We start from the raw sequence: 15,831 nt of genomic DNA on the forward strand, positions 1-15,831 counted from the left end.
GTGCAATCAGCCCTACGGCGATGCAATGCACACCCATTCGCTCATTCAGCACTACCTCACAAGGGTCCAGCTCATGATTAAGCTAGAAAATCTAAGTAAAACATTTACCCAAAAAAATGGCCAAGCCGTTACCGCAGTTAACAACGTTAATTTACAAGTTGAAGAAGGCAAAATTTGCGTTTTTCTTGGCCCATCAGGCTGCGGTAAAACCACCACGCTTAAAATGGTGAACCGCCTGATTAATCCTACTTCAGGCCGCATTTTAATTAATGGCCAAGATACGCAAGAAATGGATGTGGTAGCCCTGCGCCGCCAGATTGGCTATGTGATTCAGCAGATTGGCCTGTTCCCAAATATGACCATCGAAGAAAACATCTGCATCGTGCCGCGCCTTTTGGGCTGGGATAAAAAGAAAAGCCGCGAGCGGGCCAGAGAGCTGATGGATATGGTGGCACTCGACCCTAATCGTTTTCTGAGCCGCTACCCACGCGAAATGTCGGGTGGGCAACAGCAACGTATCGGTGTGATCCGTGCACTGGCAGCGGATGCACCCGTGCTCCTGATGGACGAGCCATTTGGTGCGGTCGATCCAATCAACCGCGAATCCATTCAGAATGAGTTTTTGCTGATGCAACGCAAGCTCAATAAAACCGTGCTGATGGTCAGCCACGATATCGACGAAGCTATTAAGCTGGGCGATAACATCGCCATCTTCCGCCAGGGGCAGATTGTGCAGCATGCCACGCCAGATCAGCTGCTTGCCTCCCCTGCCAATGACTTCGTAGGCTCTTTTGTCGGCCAGGACCGCACCTTAAAACGCCTGCTTCTCATTAATGCTGGCCAAGTTTGCGATGGTCAAATCACTTTAACCGCGCAGCCTTCTACGGACTTAAAAGAAGCATTTAGCTTAATGGACGACAACGAGCAGCGTTTTCTAACCATTGTTGACGATAAGGCCACGCCACTGGGCTATGTCTCCCGCAAGGAAATCCGCAACGCCAGCGGTATTTGCCTCGATAAACTTCACCCTTTTGAAGTAACAGCTCAGGCCAGCGATAATTTGCGGGTGATTCTTTCTAAACTTTACGAGCACAACCTCGTATGGATGCCGATTGTGGATAATGACAATAATTACCAAGGTGAAATATCGCAAGACGATATCGCCCGCCACTTAAGCGCCCCGGCGCTATAAAAAGCATATGACCACCCCCACTCGGGGTGGTCGTTTTAATCAAAACTAGCTCTTGCCGAGCAATTGATAATAATTATCATTAATGATAATGTAGCCTTTTCAAGAATCCGTAGAAAAAGTGAGCTGCCATGAGTCAGGAATCCTCGCCCAAACAAGCACCGCGTAAACTGCAAGTAATGCAAAGCCTGCGGCTTACGCCCCACCTGCAACGGCTCACACTGGGCGGCCCGGAACTGAACGGCTTTCCCAGCCACTGTGCTGGCGCACATATCAAACTGCTTTTACCCCAGCGAGGCCAGGCACTGACGCTGCCCACGGCGGGACCAAAAGGATTAATCTGGCCTCCGGCACAAAACCGGCCCGTGGTACGTACTTATACAGTTCGCCATTTTGACGCCGTGCAACAAACGCTGACCGTTGATTTTGTAATTCATGATGAATATGGCCCGGCCTCATACTGGGCGCAGCATGCTCAAACAGGCGATGATGTTGGATTAGCGGGCCCCAGTGGCCCGGCACGCTTTAATCCGAATGCAGATTATTTCTTATTAGCAGGTGACTTATCTGCCCTGCCTGCAATCAGCACCGTGCTTGAAGCCCTGCCTGAAAATGCCGCTGGCACTGCTTTTATAGAGATCCCCAGCGAGGCAGATCAGCACACTCTGCGCCATCCTGCGGGGGTAAATATTGTATGGCTGGTCAGCAGCACGCCTGGCGCCCTGCTGCCACAAGCGGTATTTGATCTGCCCTGGCCGCAAGGATCAGTCTCCGCGACTGTTGCGGGTGAAACAGAAGCCGTGGTGCAAATACGTAAATATTTGCGTATTAATAAAAAGCTAAGCGTAAGCAATTGCTACGCCGTGCCCTACTGGAAATATCAGCACAGCGAAGAGGCCTACCATGAAGAGCGACACCGCATCATGGACGAAGTTCTGACAGAAAATTAACATCAATCTTCAGGCATACCATCAAAACCTGTCAAAATAGAAAAAGCAATTGAAAGTAAAAAACTGTTTTGCAGGTTTTCTCATGCCAGCCACACTTTGCACGAACATGCAGCCCGTATAATTTATGCTTTAAAAACAAATTATTACAGAATAAAGACATAGAAAACCCTGCAATTTGCACTTTTTTATCAAAAAAACGAAAAAACCATTGACAAGGCACAAGAAGACAGCAACAATCACCTCACTAATTTGATTGAGCATAACCTTGTAAAGCGAATATCTTCATTCGCAATGTGTTTGTAGCAGTACTATCCAGCAAGCCTTCTCAGCTTTTCTGCAAGTTCTCCCCGAACCAGGTGCTCTTCTTTTGGTGCTTTGCCATCCAATGTCTGGATGGCCATTTACTAGGAGCCATCATGGCACAATTTGATTTTATCGTAGAAGCACGTCCCTCCACACGCCACACCGGCATGGAAGGTTGGTACCAAATCGTCGTTTGTCACGGCAAGCAAAAAAAACCAGTCACAGACTGGCAAGCGGCACCCCAAGCACACGACAATAAGTTGCACAGCGTTTTAAACAGCGCAGCAGCTTTAGCCAAACAACAGATTCAAGTGCAATTTCACTAATTCTGTAATCTAAGCTAAGCAGTTCATTCAAAAGCCCACGACAACGTGGGCTTTTTACATTGGCGCTGCAAACAGCCCGAATAACACAAAGTGGTGCTTTTAACCTTAAGCACGCTATTCACAAAGCCTGCAATACCAGCGCACATGGTAGAATCAGGCCTTATCTGTTTTTCTGCCCTCCCATGCCCTATCTAGCACTCGACACCTCGACCGAATATCTTTCCCTCGCCATCAGTACCGCAGAGGGCATCGTTGCCCGTGACTGGCCTGCGGGGCAAAAACACGCGGAAATGATTCTTCCTGCGCTTGCCTCCCTGCTGCAAGAATGCCAGCTCAGCATGGAAGACATCGAAGGCGTGGCCTTTGGTAATGGCCCCGGCTCATTTACCGGCCTGCGCATCGCAGCAGGCATTACCCAGGGCCTCGCCTTTGCACGTAATGTGCCGGTACTGGGCGTTTCCACCTTAGCGGCACTGGCCGAAGGCTGCCATGCCGATCAGGTGTATGTGTGTCTTGATGCCCGCATGAATCAAGTCTATTGCGCGGCTTACCGCAAGAAAGCAGACGTCTGGCAAACCATCATCGAGCCTTGTCTTAGCGATCCGGACAGCATACCGCTGCCAGATGGCAGCAACTGGCTGGGCGCTGGCAGCGGGTTTGCGGCTTATGGCGAAACGCTCAGGCAGCGCCTTGGCGCTCAGCTCAACGGTGCCAATGCAGAACGCTTCCCGCACGCCAAAGACATTCTGAAACTGGCTCTGGCCGATCTTTCAGCCGGAAAAGGACTTGCCGCACAAGATGCAGAGCTGGTCTACCTGCGCAATAAAGTAGCCCTTAAGACTCACGAGCGGATTAAAAAATGAAAGTGCGTGATTTAAATGCCAGCGATATTCCACAACTGATGGCGCTGGATGCCGCGACCAATTCGCACCCGTGGGATATCAGCCACTGGCAGCACTCATTAAAAGCCGATGTTTGCCTTGGCATTGATGGCAACACCGAGCTTGCAGCCTTTGCCGTCGCCATGAAAATGGTTGATGAGGCCGAATTACTGCTCATCGCGGTGCAGCCCAAACTGCAAGGAAAAGGCCTTGGGCAAATCATCTTTAACACCCTCACTCAAAAGCTGGCAAAAAACGGTGCTCAAAGCCTGTTTTTAGAAGTCCGCGAATCCAACCGCAAAGCCCGGCGTTTTTATGAATCAGCAGGCTTTGCCGAAACTGGCATTCGCCCTGCCTACTACCCTGCCGCCAGTGGTGCGGGCCGGGAAGACGCCCTGATTTTTGCAATGATGATGAGTAAAGCCTGATGAGCCGCCGGGCGCTGATACTGGAAGAGCTGGGCCTGAACCCGGTATGGGTACGCACAGCCATCCTGCCTGAGCTGCAAATACGCGCAGCTGCAGCCCCCGCCGCGCCAGCTGCAGCGCCAGTTGCTACCGTACGCCCGCAAGGCTTGTCTCCTGTCGCCGTCGCAGCACATCAGGCCCTTGCCCCGCTGGTGAGCACACCCAAGTTCACACCCCCGCCAGCCACCGCTCCTGCTAACGATAAGCCAGAAGACGAGCGCTCAAAACGCATTGCCATAATGAATTGGGATGAGCTGCAGAGTGCAGTCAGCAGCTGCACCGCCTGCCCGCTGTGCCAGAGCCGTCAGAAAAACAATGAGCAGCCCGTATTTGGCACCGGGCCGATGCAGCCCAATATTATGGTACTGGGTGAAGCCCCCGATCACGACGACGAAGCACAGCTCACCCCGTTTCCGGCTGAGGCAGGCAGGCTGCTGGACAATATGCTGGCCGCCATTGGCGAAGGCCCGCTGGTTTACAAAGCCAATATTCTAAAATGCCGCACCCCCGGCAAACGCAACCCGCAGGCCGCCGAAGCGGAGCAATGCGCCCCATTTTTAAAACGCCAGATCGAGCTGCTTCAGCCCAAATCATTATTTGTTGTTGGCCGCTTTGCGCTTAAAACTTTGCTGGAAAGCGACGAGCCGGTCAGCGTCTTAAGAGAAAAACTCCAACACTACAAGCAGATTCCGCTGGTTGTTAGCTACAACCCAAGCTACCTGCTTCGCAACTTACCGGATAAATCCCGCGCATGGCATGACCTGCTCAGGCTGAAAGCCACGCTCAGCAAGCCCTTGCCTTAAACCGATTATCTTGTTGGGCAGCAACAAAGTAAAAGTGATCTCTCCAGTCTTAAAAATTAGCAACTAGACTGCAGTACTCACCTCTCTCTGCTCAGACTGCCATGCAAAACTCATATCATCTGGGACGACAGCCCATTCTTAACCGCCAGCAAGAGCTGGTGGCTTATGAATTACTCTTCAGAAACAGCAGCCATCGCAATGAGGCCATCGTTCCCGATGATTTTCTGGCCACTCTGGACGTCATTCAGCATGCTTTCAGCACATTAGGGGCAAGCAGTGTGCTGGGTGACAAGCTGGGCTTTATAAATGTCAGCGCAGATTTACTCATGTCTGACGTTTTAGAATTACTCCCGCCACAACAAGTTGTTTTAGAAATTCTGGAAACCGTAGACATCACGCCAACCATTATTGAGCGCTGCCTTGCGCTCAAAAAGAAAGGCTTTAAGCTTGCCCTTGATGACATCATTCATCTGGATGAAAGACAAAAATCACTCCTGCCACATTTAAGCTTTGCAAAACTGGAAGTCATGGATATGCAGGCCGCGCAAATGAGCGCCCTGATCAAAGAGCTTCGCCCCTATCCTTTGCAAATTCTGGCAGAAAAAGTAGATAACCCCGATCAGCACCAGCTTTGCATGAAGCTAGGGTTTGATTTATTCCAAGGCTATTACTTTGCCAAACCAACCATATTATCGGGCAGCAAACCCCAGCCCTCACAAATGGCTTTATTGCGTTTATTAGGCCTGATCAATAGCAATGCAGATAATCACGATATTGAATTATCATTTAAGCATTCCCCTGATCTGACTATTAATTTACTTAAGCTCGTTAATTCAGTCGGCTCGGGCACACCCAAGAAAATAGACAGCTTGGCTGCCGCGATTACTGTATTAGGCCGCCGCCAGCTGGGCCGCTGGATTCATCTTTTGGCCTATGTGCAGCAATCCGGAAAAAACATAGGCAGCAATCCGCTGGTTCAAACCGCGGCAATTCGCGGCAAATTTATGGAGCTGCTCGCATTAAAGAAAAAACCACGCGATCAGAGCTTTGCAGATCAGGCCTTTATGGTTGGGATGTTTTCTTTAATCGATGTGCTTTTTAATGCGCCGCTTCAGGAGCTGATTGAACCCCTTAATTTAAATGATGATGTGCGGGATGCGCTCACAAGCAGAAACAATGCATTGGGGGAATTACTCAATCAGGCATTACTTGCTGAAGATAACAATCCTCAGATCAATAATGAAATACCCTGCGATTTTGATACCCTGCTCAGCGCCATGAGCTGGGCCAATGAATTAGGCTGAGCAAAAAAAACACCGCACATATATAAATATGCCGGTGTTATTTTGTTTACCTCATATTACCTGCTAACACTTAATATTTTTACTTTTACTTCATTACCACCCGGTGCAGGCCAGTCAATACTTTGGCCCACAGATAAACCCAATAAAGCGCTCCCTACCGGCGCCGTCACGGATACCTTGCCCGCAGTACCATCAATTTCATGTGGGAAACATAAAGTCAGCTCAAACTCTTTATTGCCCGGCGTCATTAAAAAGCGCGCGGTAGAGTGCATCGTCACCACATCATCCGGCATATCGGATTGCTCCAGTACCGTGGCACGGCCCAGCTCGGCCTCTAATGCATCCGCATCAGGAAAAGCATCTGCAGGCAATTTATCCAGCAAAGCATAAAGACGATCACTATCTAAAACCGACACAGTAATGGGGGGCAATGCACTCATCCAGATCTCCAAGCCCGCCTGTAAAACAGGCATTAATAGAATAATAACGATTGGACGCTATTCATAAAAAGTAGTTCCCCAGCCCTATTTTTGGCGTAAAAAAACCCCTTTATCAAAAAGGGGTTTTAAAAACAGATATCAGTGAGATTTAAGTGCGGCGTCTGAATAATGGCTGCTGCTGATCAAGACCTGTTTGATAGGCCTCTGGAAAATCATTTAAACCCAAGAGGGCATCTTCCAAGTTTTTATCACTATTCACCACAAAAGCATTAAAACCACAGCGCTTTAAATAACCCATTGTGTCTTTAAATACATCACCAAAGGCGCGCAATTCACCCACAAAGCCAAAACGCTCCCGCAATAAACGGCCAATAGAAAAACCGCGCCCATCGGTAAAAGCAGGAAACTCCACAGCAATCAGCGCAAGGCTGGCAGCATCGGTCCCTAGGCTTTCCGGCTCATCATCGGGTGCAAACCATACCCCAAAATCACCACGACTCGTCAGTGCTGATTTCTGCGCCAAATACTGAGCCAGCGGCACAATCACCAGCCCACTGGCTGGCAGCTCAGCAAAGCTGCCGTCTTCCGCAAGGCGCAAAAGCTGCGCATCACAGCTAATAATTTCAGCGTCTTTAATCATGCGCGTCATTATGCAATCTCCTTTGCATAAACACGGGTCTTAAAGGGCTGCATACCGATGCGGTCAAATACATCAATAAAGCGCTCTTCGCCTGAGCGATTTTCAACAAATACTGCGATGATTTTTTCGATCACCTCCGGCATTTGTTCCTGAGCAAAAGAAGGCCCGACCACTTTAGCCAATGCCGCGCCATTACCCTGACGCCCGCCTAAAGACACCTGATACCATTCGGAGCCATTTTTATCGACGCCTAAAATACCGATATTGCCCACATGGTGATGGCCGCAGGCATTCATACAGCCCGACATATTTAAATCAATTTCGCCCAGATCATGCAGATAATCTAAATTATCAAAGCGCTCCTGAATGGCAATGGCAATCGGGATTGATTTGGCATTGGCAAGCGAGCAGAAATCGCCGCCAGGGCAGCAAATCACATCGGTCATTAAGCCGATATTTGGAGTTGCAAAACCAATTGCTTTGGCTTTTTCCCAAAGCTCGAATAAATCAGCTTGTTTTACATCGGCCAGAATTAAATTCTGCTCGTGCGAAACACGTAATTCGCCAAAAGAATAAGCGTCGGCCAAATCAGCCACAGCAGCCAACTGATCACCTGATGCATCGCCAGGCGCAACGCCATGCTTTTTAAGGCTGAGCGTTACAGCGGCATAGCCCGCTTGTTTATGCTTAAACACATTGCGCTCTGCCCAGCGGGCAAAGGCTTTGTTCTCTAATTGCTGTTGAACAAAGCCTGTGTCGTCCCCTGCAAAAGCAGTGTAATCCGGCACAGTAAAGAAGCCTTTCATTCTGTCGATTTCAGCCGCCGTTAAAGTTTGCGGGCCATCTTTTACAAAAGCCCATTCTGTTTCAACTTTGCTGGCAAAGGCTTCTGGTGTCATGGCTTTAACCAGAATTTTAATTCGCGCCTTATATTTATTATCACGCCGGCCATAGCGGTTATACACACGCAATACCGCGTCCAGATAAGTCAGCAAATGAACACAGGGCAAAAACTCACGAATCACGCTGCCAATAATCGGCGTGCGGCCAAGGCCACCACCCACAATCACTTTAAAGCCAATTTCGCCTGCTTCATTTTTTACAACATTTAAACCAATATCGTGCACCCAGATTGCCGCGCGATCTTCCACTGCACCATTGACGGCAATTTTAAATTTACGCGGTAAATGAGCAAATTCCGGGTGGAAAGTAGACCACTGACGAATAATTTCGCACCATGGGCGCGGATCAAGTATTTCATCATGCGCCACACCGGCAAACTGATCCGAGGTGGTATTACGAATACAGTTACCCGATGTCTGAATAGCGTGCATTTGCACCGTAGCTAATTCAGCCAGAATATCAGGCACATCTTCTAATTTGGGCCAGTTATATTGCACATTCTGGCGGGTGGTAAAGTGCGCATAATCTTTATCATATTTACGCGCAATTTCGGCCAGTTTACGCAATTGCGTACTGCTTAAATGGCCATAGGGAATAGCCACGCGCAGCATAGGGGCATGGCGCTGGATATACAGGCCGTTTTGCAAACGTAGCGGGCGAAACTCCTCATCACTCAGCTCGCCAGCCAAAAAGCGGCGAGTTTGATCACGGTACTGAACCACACGCTGGTCTACGATGCGTTGGTCGTAGTCGTCGTAGATATACATCTGAATCATCCAAAAAAGAGATCGGGCTATTCGCTGCTATTAAAGCTGCAATAAAAAGGGCAGAAAATCTCACTGTCTGCAGAGATTGTCTACCCGAGTGTGCTTAGCTTAAAGCCAATTTATCCATAGGACTATACCAGCGGCACTTTGCAAACTAAATGACTATTTTTGAATAAGGTTAGGCTGCAATCGGCATATAAACTAAGGTCTTGCAAAGAGATAAGCCCCGGACCAGACAAATACTTAAGACACAAAGCACAGTAAGCACAGCCAACAACCCTGCGGTTTACAAAAAAAACGGGGGAAAGTTAAGTATTTACCTTGCTCTTTTCTGGCGCAGACCAATCATATGGGATATCCACAACGGTGTTTTATTTACACGGCTCTTGCACGAAGAGTATCCTCGCATTTCAACCGAACTTTGAATCCACAGCATGACACTCCAAAGCACCCCAATTAATCGCCTCGATTACACCCCGCCAGCCTTTTTGATCGACCGGGTGGATCTTACTTTTGAGCTGGATGAGAGCCAGACCCGGGTGAAATCCCGCCTGGTGCTCAAGCGTAACCCCGAGGCCGCCCCCCTGTTACCGCTGGAGCTGGCAGGCGAAGAGCTGACACTTGAATCGATCAAGTTAGACGGCGCGCCACTGAAGAGCGATGCTTATACAGTTACGGCCAAAGGCCTAGTCATCGAGGCCATGCCCGATGAAGCCATTCTAGAAATCGTCACGATTATCAACCCGCTCACCAACACCAGCTTAAACGGGCTGTATGTTTCTAGCGGTAATTTTATTACCCAGTGCGAAGCCGAAGGCTTTCGCAAGATTACTTATTATTTAGATCGTCCTGATGTGATGGCTAAGTTCACCACCACCATCATTGCCGATAAAACCCGCTACCCTGTGCTGCTTTCTAACGGCAATCGCGTAGACAGCGGCCAGATGGATAAAAACCGCCACTGGGTAAAATGGGTTGATCCGTTTAAAAAACCGGCTTATCTGTTTGCACTGGTTGCCGGTAAATTAGTCATGCTGGCCGATCAGCACACCACGCCAAGTGGCCGCCAGGTGGCGCTGGAGATTTTTGTAGAGCCGGGCAATCTGGATAAATGCCACCACGCCATGGCCGCCATTAAAAAAGCCATGCGCTGGGATGAAGAGCGCTTTGGCTTGGAATACGATCTGGACACCTATATGATCGTTGCCACCAGCGACTTCAATATGGGCGCGATGGAAAACAAAGGCCTGAATATTTTCAACACCAAATATGTGCTGGCCAAGCCTGAAACGGCTACCGACGTCGATTTTGACGGCATTGATGCCGTGGTTGCACACGAATACTTTCATAACTGGACCGGCAATCGTGTGACCTGCCGCGACTGGTTCCAGCTCAGCCTTAAAGAAGGGCTGACTGTATATCGCGATCAGGAATTCTCCAGCGATATCGGCAGCCGCTCGGTTGAGCGTATTAATAATGTGAAAGCCCTGCGCGAAATGCAATTTGCCGAAGATGCAGGCCCGCAAGCGCACTCGGTTCGCCCTGAGGCTTACTCAGAAATTAATAATTTCTACACCATGACCATTTACGAGAAAGGCTCGGAAGTGGTGCGCATGTATGCCACCCTACTGGGCCGTGAAGGTTTCCGTAAGGGGATGGATCTCTACTTTAAGCGCCACGATGGCCAGGCCGTGACCTGTGATGATTTCCGCGCAGCAATGTCTGACGCCAACGGCGTAGATCTTACTCAGTTTGAAGAATGGTATAAGCAAGCAGGCACGCCGGAACTGGCCATCAGCAGCCAATACGATGCCGATGCAAAAACTTACACCCTGAATATCAAGCAAAGCTGCCCGGCCACACCGGGCCAGGCCGAAAAGCGCCCCTTCCATATCCCACTGGCACTGGGCCTTTTGGATAAGCATGGCAAAGATTTACCACTGCAATTAGCAGGCGAAGCGGTTGCACAGGGCACAACCCGTGTACTGGAGCTGACAGCTACCAGCCACAGCTTTAGCTTTATCAATATTGACGAAGCGCCAACGCCATCCTTGCTGCGTGATTTCTCGGCCCCTGTGAAGCTCAACTACGCTTACAGCGATGAAGAGCTGGTGTTTCTGATGGCCAACGACAGCGATGCCTTTAATCGCTGGGAAGCGGCCAATACCTTCGCCAAAAATCTGCTGCTGGCACTTTACGCCAGCAATGAAGAGCAGCCTTTGGCCCCTGCAAGCTTTATCAATGCATTGCGTAAAGTATTAAGTGAAAAGCTTGACCCTTCGCTGATTGCCCTGATGCTGGAGCTGCCACGCGAAAACTATCTGCTGGAGCAACTGGATGAAGTCAACCCGGCCCGCCTGCACCTGGTGCATCGCAGTATTAAAGCGCAGATCGCCCGCGAATTACGTGCTGAGCTGATTGCAACTTACAATAAGCTCAATGATGGCAGCGCCTACCAGTATGAAAACGCCGGTAAACGCAGCCTGAAAAACATCTGCCTGGATTACCTGGCCGAGCTGGATGAGCCCTTAGTCACCGAGCTGCTTACTAAACAATATCGTCTTTCCGACAATATGACAGATCGCCTTGCCGCGCTTAAAGCACTGGTCAACCGCGACGGCGGCGAAGCACAGCTGGCTGATTTTGCGGTGCAATGGCACGACGATGCGCTGGTAATGGATAAATGGTTTGCCCTGCAATCCACCAGCCGCCGCCCCGGCGCACTCAGCCGTGTGCAGGCACTGATGGATCATCCGGCGTTTTCGATTAAAAACCCGAATAAAGTGCGCTCGCTGGTCATGGGTTTCTGCCTGCAAAATGCAGTGCATTTCCATGCTGCAGATGGCTATGGCTACGCTTTTGCCGCAGACCGGATTATCGAACTCGACAAAATCAACCCGCAAGTCGCTGCCCGCCTGGCTTCCAGCTTTAACCGCTGGAAAAAAATGGAGCCGCAACGCAAGCAAATGATGCAAGCCGAGCTGCAACGCATTGCCCAGCAAAGCGAGCTGTCCAGTGATCTGGCTGAGATTGTGAACAAAGCTTTAAGCTAATCAGCAGACGTTTTTTACAGCCCCTGCCACAACGAAATACCTCCGGCAATAACGGAGGTATTTTTTTGCTTAATAAAATCAAAACTAAACACCCGGCAAGCCCATGCCCTCATCGCATTAAATAATACTTCTGCAAACCCCATCAATTCAAAACAGTCCCCCAGTATTGAGCACAAAAATAATGGCCCCCAAAAAATCAAATCCGCACATATTTGATACAAGGCACAGCGGCTAAGGAATCCATTTAAAAAGAGGGGAAAAGAATCATGGCAGCCTGATTTTTATACCGGCAAATAATGATAAAAACCCGGCATTACCCATAAACTGAAACATGCAATCGTATTGATCCACAGCAAAGTGCCAATCTGTGCAGATTATTACAGTAGAAGGCTGTATTTATGATTTGATCTGCTCCATTCGCCGGGGAACTTTATGATTAAAGAGCTATTCAATCAAGATGATATTGCGCCATTTTTTGCGATTCTGGGCAATGCAGAGTTCGAATTATTCAATGAGAAAATTCCAGAACACCATGATTGGTTGCAACAAAAAACTGATCAGTTACTCTATTGTAAAACCCGTTTTTTTGGGATTTATACAGTGGATAAAACAGCAGCCGGTATTGCATCCGTGCGAATAGACCTGCGCCCGCCGGGCGTATGTAATAACTGGCACAGCGCCGAAATCATGCAAATCGGTGTTCGCGCCGATTTAAAACACAAGGGCTATGGCACGCAATTACTGCAATATATTCAAGGGCAGTTAGATGCTGTTTATTGCCTGTATTTGCACACCTACCCGGCTGATTATGATGTGATCGCTTTTTATGGAAAGAATGGCTTTATGCCCGTAGGGCTGGTACCCGATTTTTATGGGCCAGAATTAGAAGGCAAACTTTACCTGCGTAAAGTATTGCCTATAAAAAAACAATCAAACGCATGATCACAGCGGACTAAGCGGCCAGATGCACCGCCTGCCTTTGCGGTGCCGCAGTCGTTTTCCCCTTAGCCTGCTTGCCCGCGTAATCACTTGCGATCAGGCTATGCGCGGCATCCTGGGTAAGGCCCTGCTCTTGCACCAAATACTGCACCACCATTTTCGCCAGCCTGTCTAATGCAATCCGGTGCGTGGCATCAGTGTTTTGATACAGCCAGTCGCTAAAGGCCATAAAGCGATTAAATGGCGAATCGCCAAGTAATACCGGCAGGGTATGGGCAAAGCGGCCTGAATTAGCCACTAAATCCCAATAACGTGAAAAGCGCACCAGGCGCTGCATAGTGGCAAAATCGATCACATTATTTGCAAGAATGGTGTACGGCGGGAAGCTGTCATACACCATGCCAAAATCCCCGGTATGGCGAATAATCGGCGTGCCGCGCAGGCGTTTTAAAATACCAAATTGAATTTCATGCGGGCGCAGGGCATAGAGCTGATCAAAGCCACGGCCAAAGCTCGCCATATCTTCCCCCGGCAAGCCCGCAATTAAATCCACATGTAAATGCGCGTGCGAATGATTGATCAGCCAGGAAATATTATCCGCCGCTTTTTCATTATTTTGCTTACGGCTAACCAGCGCTTGCACTTCAGGATTAAAGCTTTGAATGCCAATCTCAAATTGCAAAGCTCCGGCAGGAAACTGACTAATGCCCGCCTTTAAGGCCTCGGGCAAATGATCGGGCACCACTTCAAAATGCGCGAACACCGGGTCATCCGGATGGGCGGCAATTTTATCCAGAAAGAACTGCATAATCTTTAAACTGGATTTGATATTCAGATTAAAAGTGCGGTCCACAAATTTAAACAAGCGCGCGCCGCGCTGATACAGCATTTCCATCTCGGCCAGAAACACATCCAGATCAAAGGGCCAGGCTGTTTTATCCAACGCCGACAAACAGAATTCACACTTAAACGGGCAGCCTCGGGAAGCCTCCACATACAGGGTGCGGTGGGCGATATCTTCATCGGTATAGAGGGAATACGGCAGCACTAAGTCATTGAGTGGCGGCTGCACCCCCACATGGGTTTTCATCAAAGGCTGCGGGCCTTGCAAAATTTGCTTACAAAGCTGCGGCAGTGTCACCTCGCCCCAGCCGGTAATTAAATAATCCGCCTGCTTAACAATACTTTGCTCGGCGCTTTCATAAGACACCTCGGGCCCGCCAAGGATAATCTTGATCTGCGGCGCAACGCGTTTAAGCATCGCCACCACCCGCTCGGTTTCCTCCACATTCCAGATATACACACCAAAGCCAATGATATTGGGCTTCTTAGCCAGCAAGCGCTCGACGATCTCCGTGGTTTTGGTGCCAATCACAAACTCCGCCAGCTGCGTCTCGCCCTGTAAATCGCCCATATTGGCCAGCAAATAGCGCAGCCCAAGGGAAGCATGGGTGTAGCGGGCATTGAGAGTAGAAAGAATAATCGACATGGCAGACATCTGGCTGAGGCAAAGGGGGGTATTTTACGGTCTAAAGGATACTGAAGGCGATCAAATACAGGGAATACATTCAAGGTTATGCCTCGCCTGCTGTGCCTGTATAAAATCACCCCCTTCAGAAAAGCCAGTGCAGCCATCAAGAAAAAGAGCCGTAAGCAAAACACTGAACTGACAAATTTCAAGCAACGAAGCACACTTTCTACTATTTTGTATCCTTCAAACCTCCCTGTGAATACAAGCAGAGCAGCCTTATGCACACACACAACACGCTTTCCCGATTTATGAAACACTTTACCTGCGCAAACTTGCTCTTATTGATTTCCATATCAAACATGGCTTTTGCTGATGACTTTGAGAACCCCGAAAAACATATCCAGCATATTTATCAAGAGTTTCTTCATGATTTATCGGCCAACGAGCAGCTAAAAAGCTGCAACGAATGGGCAATTAAAGATTATTTACTGACAAAATTCGATACATTCTTAAGCACGCAAAATTTACTGCACAATATTGGATTTAAGCAAACAGAAGAGTCTCTTTCCGGATTGCCAGATGATTTTAAAAACCAGCTAAATACAGAATTTAAAAAATATATCATTCAGGATAATTTAAGTGCCATTAAATCATTCTGCTCAGCAACAAATTTAAAAACACAAAAAAGCAATGTCGATTTTACGGTTAGCTATGTAGTCACATCAGTAAAATTAGCTAATAAAAAATCAAAACGTGTCGATTTTTTTCTTCTCAGGGGCTGGGATCATTGGCAGATCGCCGATATCATCTCTGGAAACGATTCGCTTGAAGAGAGATATCGCAATAAGTTTGGCAAAACAATTCGCACAGAAGGGTATAACGGCCTTCTTAAACAGCTTACAGAGATAAATCAAGAGAAAATAAAGCCATCACTTAGCAACTAGCCTTTCTCTATTTTAAATGCAATAAAAAGTGTATCTTAGGCGATCAAAATGCATAGCAATTTAATTCGTTTTTTTCTTATCAGCAGCTTTGCTTGTGTTCCACTATCAATACTGACAGCATATACTTTTGGCAATAGCGGTAGTGGAGGGCCGGGTGGCTGGGGTAGCCTTTTTCCTGCCACTATGTGCTCCGCCATACTTTTAGCTCCTTTACTTTTGGCTGTAAGCATCTCTCTAAGACTACACAAAAAGAATGCAGAAGAGCAAAAACACACATATGCAAAACTTATGCTATTACTAGCGGCTATTTCATTATTACTTGCACTATTGTCACTGGATTTAATCCTGTCCATCATATTCAGCAACTACAAAAGCATAACAAATCTATTGTTTTAAACATTTATCAACCTTTACCCCATAAAAAAGCCAGATCATCCAATCTGGCTTTTTA

At 48.4% G+C, this 15,831-nt stretch carries 15 protein-coding genes; 11 read left to right on the forward strand and 4 right to left on the reverse strand.

Going from position 1 to position 15,831, the window contains the following annotated elements; all coding sequences use genetic code 11:
* Positions 1-73 precede the first annotated feature (73 nt).
* The 7 genes from CSQ88_RS06640 to CSQ88_RS06675 all read left to right on the forward strand — a co-directional run bounded on the left by CSQ88_RS06640 (position 74) and on the right by CSQ88_RS06675 (position 6,223).
* Complete coding sequence (locus CSQ88_RS06640; RefSeq protein WP_099397319.1) at positions 74-1,192, forward strand: ABC transporter ATP-binding protein; 1,119 nt, start codon at positions 74-76, stop codon at positions 1,190-1,192.
* 128 nt (positions 1,193-1,320) lie between these two features.
* Positions 1,321-2,139: a siderophore-interacting protein gene (locus tag CSQ88_RS06645; RefSeq protein WP_099397320.1), complete on the forward strand. Its 819-nt coding sequence runs from the start codon at positions 1,321-1,323 to the stop codon at positions 2,137-2,139.
* Positions 2,140-2,555: 416 nt separating this feature from the next.
* Positions 2,556-2,768 carry a hypothetical protein gene (locus CSQ88_RS06655; protein WP_046351320.1) on the forward strand — a complete coding sequence of 71 codons (213 nt, stop codon included), beginning with the start codon at positions 2,556-2,558 and terminating at the stop codon, positions 2,766-2,768.
* 182 nt (positions 2,769-2,950) lie between these two features.
* The gene (gene tsaB / locus CSQ88_RS06660; protein ID WP_099397322.1) at positions 2,951-3,631 is read left to right on the forward strand and encodes a tRNA (adenosine(37)-N6)-threonylcarbamoyltransferase complex dimerization subunit type 1 TsaB; all 681 of its coding nucleotides are present in this window, start codon (positions 2,951-2,953) and stop codon (positions 3,629-3,631) included.
* Positions 3,628-4,077 (forward strand): ribosomal protein S18-alanine N-acetyltransferase, encoded by a 450-nt coding sequence (rimI, locus tag CSQ88_RS06665; RefSeq protein WP_099397323.1) that lies wholly within the window; start codon positions 3,628-3,630, stop codon positions 4,075-4,077. Before tsaB ends, rimI begins: the two co-directional genes overlap by 4 nt.
* The gene (locus CSQ88_RS06670) at positions 4,077-4,919 is read left to right on the forward strand and encodes a uracil-DNA glycosylase family protein (RefSeq protein WP_099397324.1); all 843 of its coding nucleotides are present in this window, start codon (positions 4,077-4,079) and stop codon (positions 4,917-4,919) included. The genes rimI and CSQ88_RS06670 overlap by 1 nt, the downstream gene beginning before the upstream one ends.
* Positions 4,920-5,020: 101 nt before the next feature.
* Positions 5,021-6,223 carry an EAL and HDOD domain-containing protein gene (locus CSQ88_RS06675; RefSeq protein WP_099397325.1) on the forward strand — a complete coding sequence of 401 codons (1,203 nt, stop codon included), beginning with the start codon at positions 5,021-5,023 and terminating at the stop codon, positions 6,221-6,223.
* Between the two features lie 56 nt (positions 6,224-6,279).
* On the opposite strand, the gene rnk is transcribed toward CSQ88_RS06675, so the two are convergent.
* The 3 genes from rnk to CSQ88_RS06690 form a co-directional block, all read right to left on the reverse strand.
* Entirely contained in the window at positions 6,280-6,663 is a 384-nt protein-coding gene (gene rnk, locus CSQ88_RS06680) for a nucleoside diphosphate kinase regulator (protein WP_099397371.1), read from the reverse strand.
* A 148-nt stretch (positions 6,664-6,811) separates the two neighbouring features.
* Positions 6,812-7,312 carry a DUF934 domain-containing protein gene (locus CSQ88_RS06685; RefSeq protein ID WP_099397326.1) on the reverse strand — a complete coding sequence of 167 codons (501 nt, stop codon included), beginning with the start codon at positions 7,310-7,312 and terminating at the stop codon, positions 6,812-6,814.
* Entirely contained in the window at positions 7,312-8,973 is a 1,662-nt protein-coding gene (locus CSQ88_RS06690) for a nitrite/sulfite reductase (RefSeq protein WP_099397327.1), read from the reverse strand. The genes CSQ88_RS06685 and CSQ88_RS06690 overlap by 1 nt, the downstream gene beginning before the upstream one ends.
* 434 nt (positions 8,974-9,407) lie before the next feature.
* Between CSQ88_RS06690 and pepN the strand changes: the two genes are divergently transcribed.
* Both pepN and CSQ88_RS06700 read left to right on the forward strand, forming a co-directional pair.
* Positions 9,408-12,026 (forward strand): aminopeptidase N, encoded by a 2,619-nt coding sequence (pepN, locus tag CSQ88_RS06695; RefSeq protein ID WP_099397328.1) that lies wholly within the window; start codon positions 9,408-9,410, stop codon positions 12,024-12,026.
* 432 nt (positions 12,027-12,458) lie between these two features.
* Positions 12,459-12,968, forward strand: a complete 510-nt coding sequence (locus CSQ88_RS06700; protein WP_099397329.1) for a GNAT family N-acetyltransferase — start codon at positions 12,459-12,461, stop codon at positions 12,966-12,968.
* 10 nt (positions 12,969-12,978) lie between these two features.
* Here CSQ88_RS06700 and CSQ88_RS06705 read toward each other — a convergent pair whose 3' ends face one another.
* Positions 12,979-14,454 (reverse strand): B12-binding domain-containing radical SAM protein, encoded by a 1,476-nt coding sequence (locus tag CSQ88_RS06705; RefSeq protein WP_099397330.1) that lies wholly within the window; start codon positions 14,452-14,454, stop codon positions 12,979-12,981.
* 290 nt (positions 14,455-14,744) lie between these two features.
* On the opposite strand from CSQ88_RS06705, the gene CSQ88_RS06710 reads away from it, so the two are divergent.
* Positions 14,745-15,380 carry an ABC transporter substrate-binding protein gene (locus tag CSQ88_RS06710; RefSeq protein WP_180273561.1) on the forward strand — a complete coding sequence of 212 codons (636 nt, stop codon included), beginning with the start codon at positions 14,745-14,747 and terminating at the stop codon, positions 15,378-15,380.
* A 48-nt stretch (positions 15,381-15,428) separates the two neighbouring features.
* Complete coding sequence (locus CSQ88_RS22730; RefSeq protein ID WP_143449438.1) at positions 15,429-15,776, forward strand: hypothetical protein; 348 nt, start codon at positions 15,429-15,431, stop codon at positions 15,774-15,776.
* Positions 15,777-15,831: the final 55 nt, after the last annotated feature.

Origin of the sequence: Iodobacter sp. BJB302, assembly GCF_002735645.1 — a bacterium.
In the GTDB taxonomy this organism is placed as follows: Bacteria; Pseudomonadota; Gammaproteobacteria; order Burkholderiales; family Chitinibacteraceae; genus Iodobacter.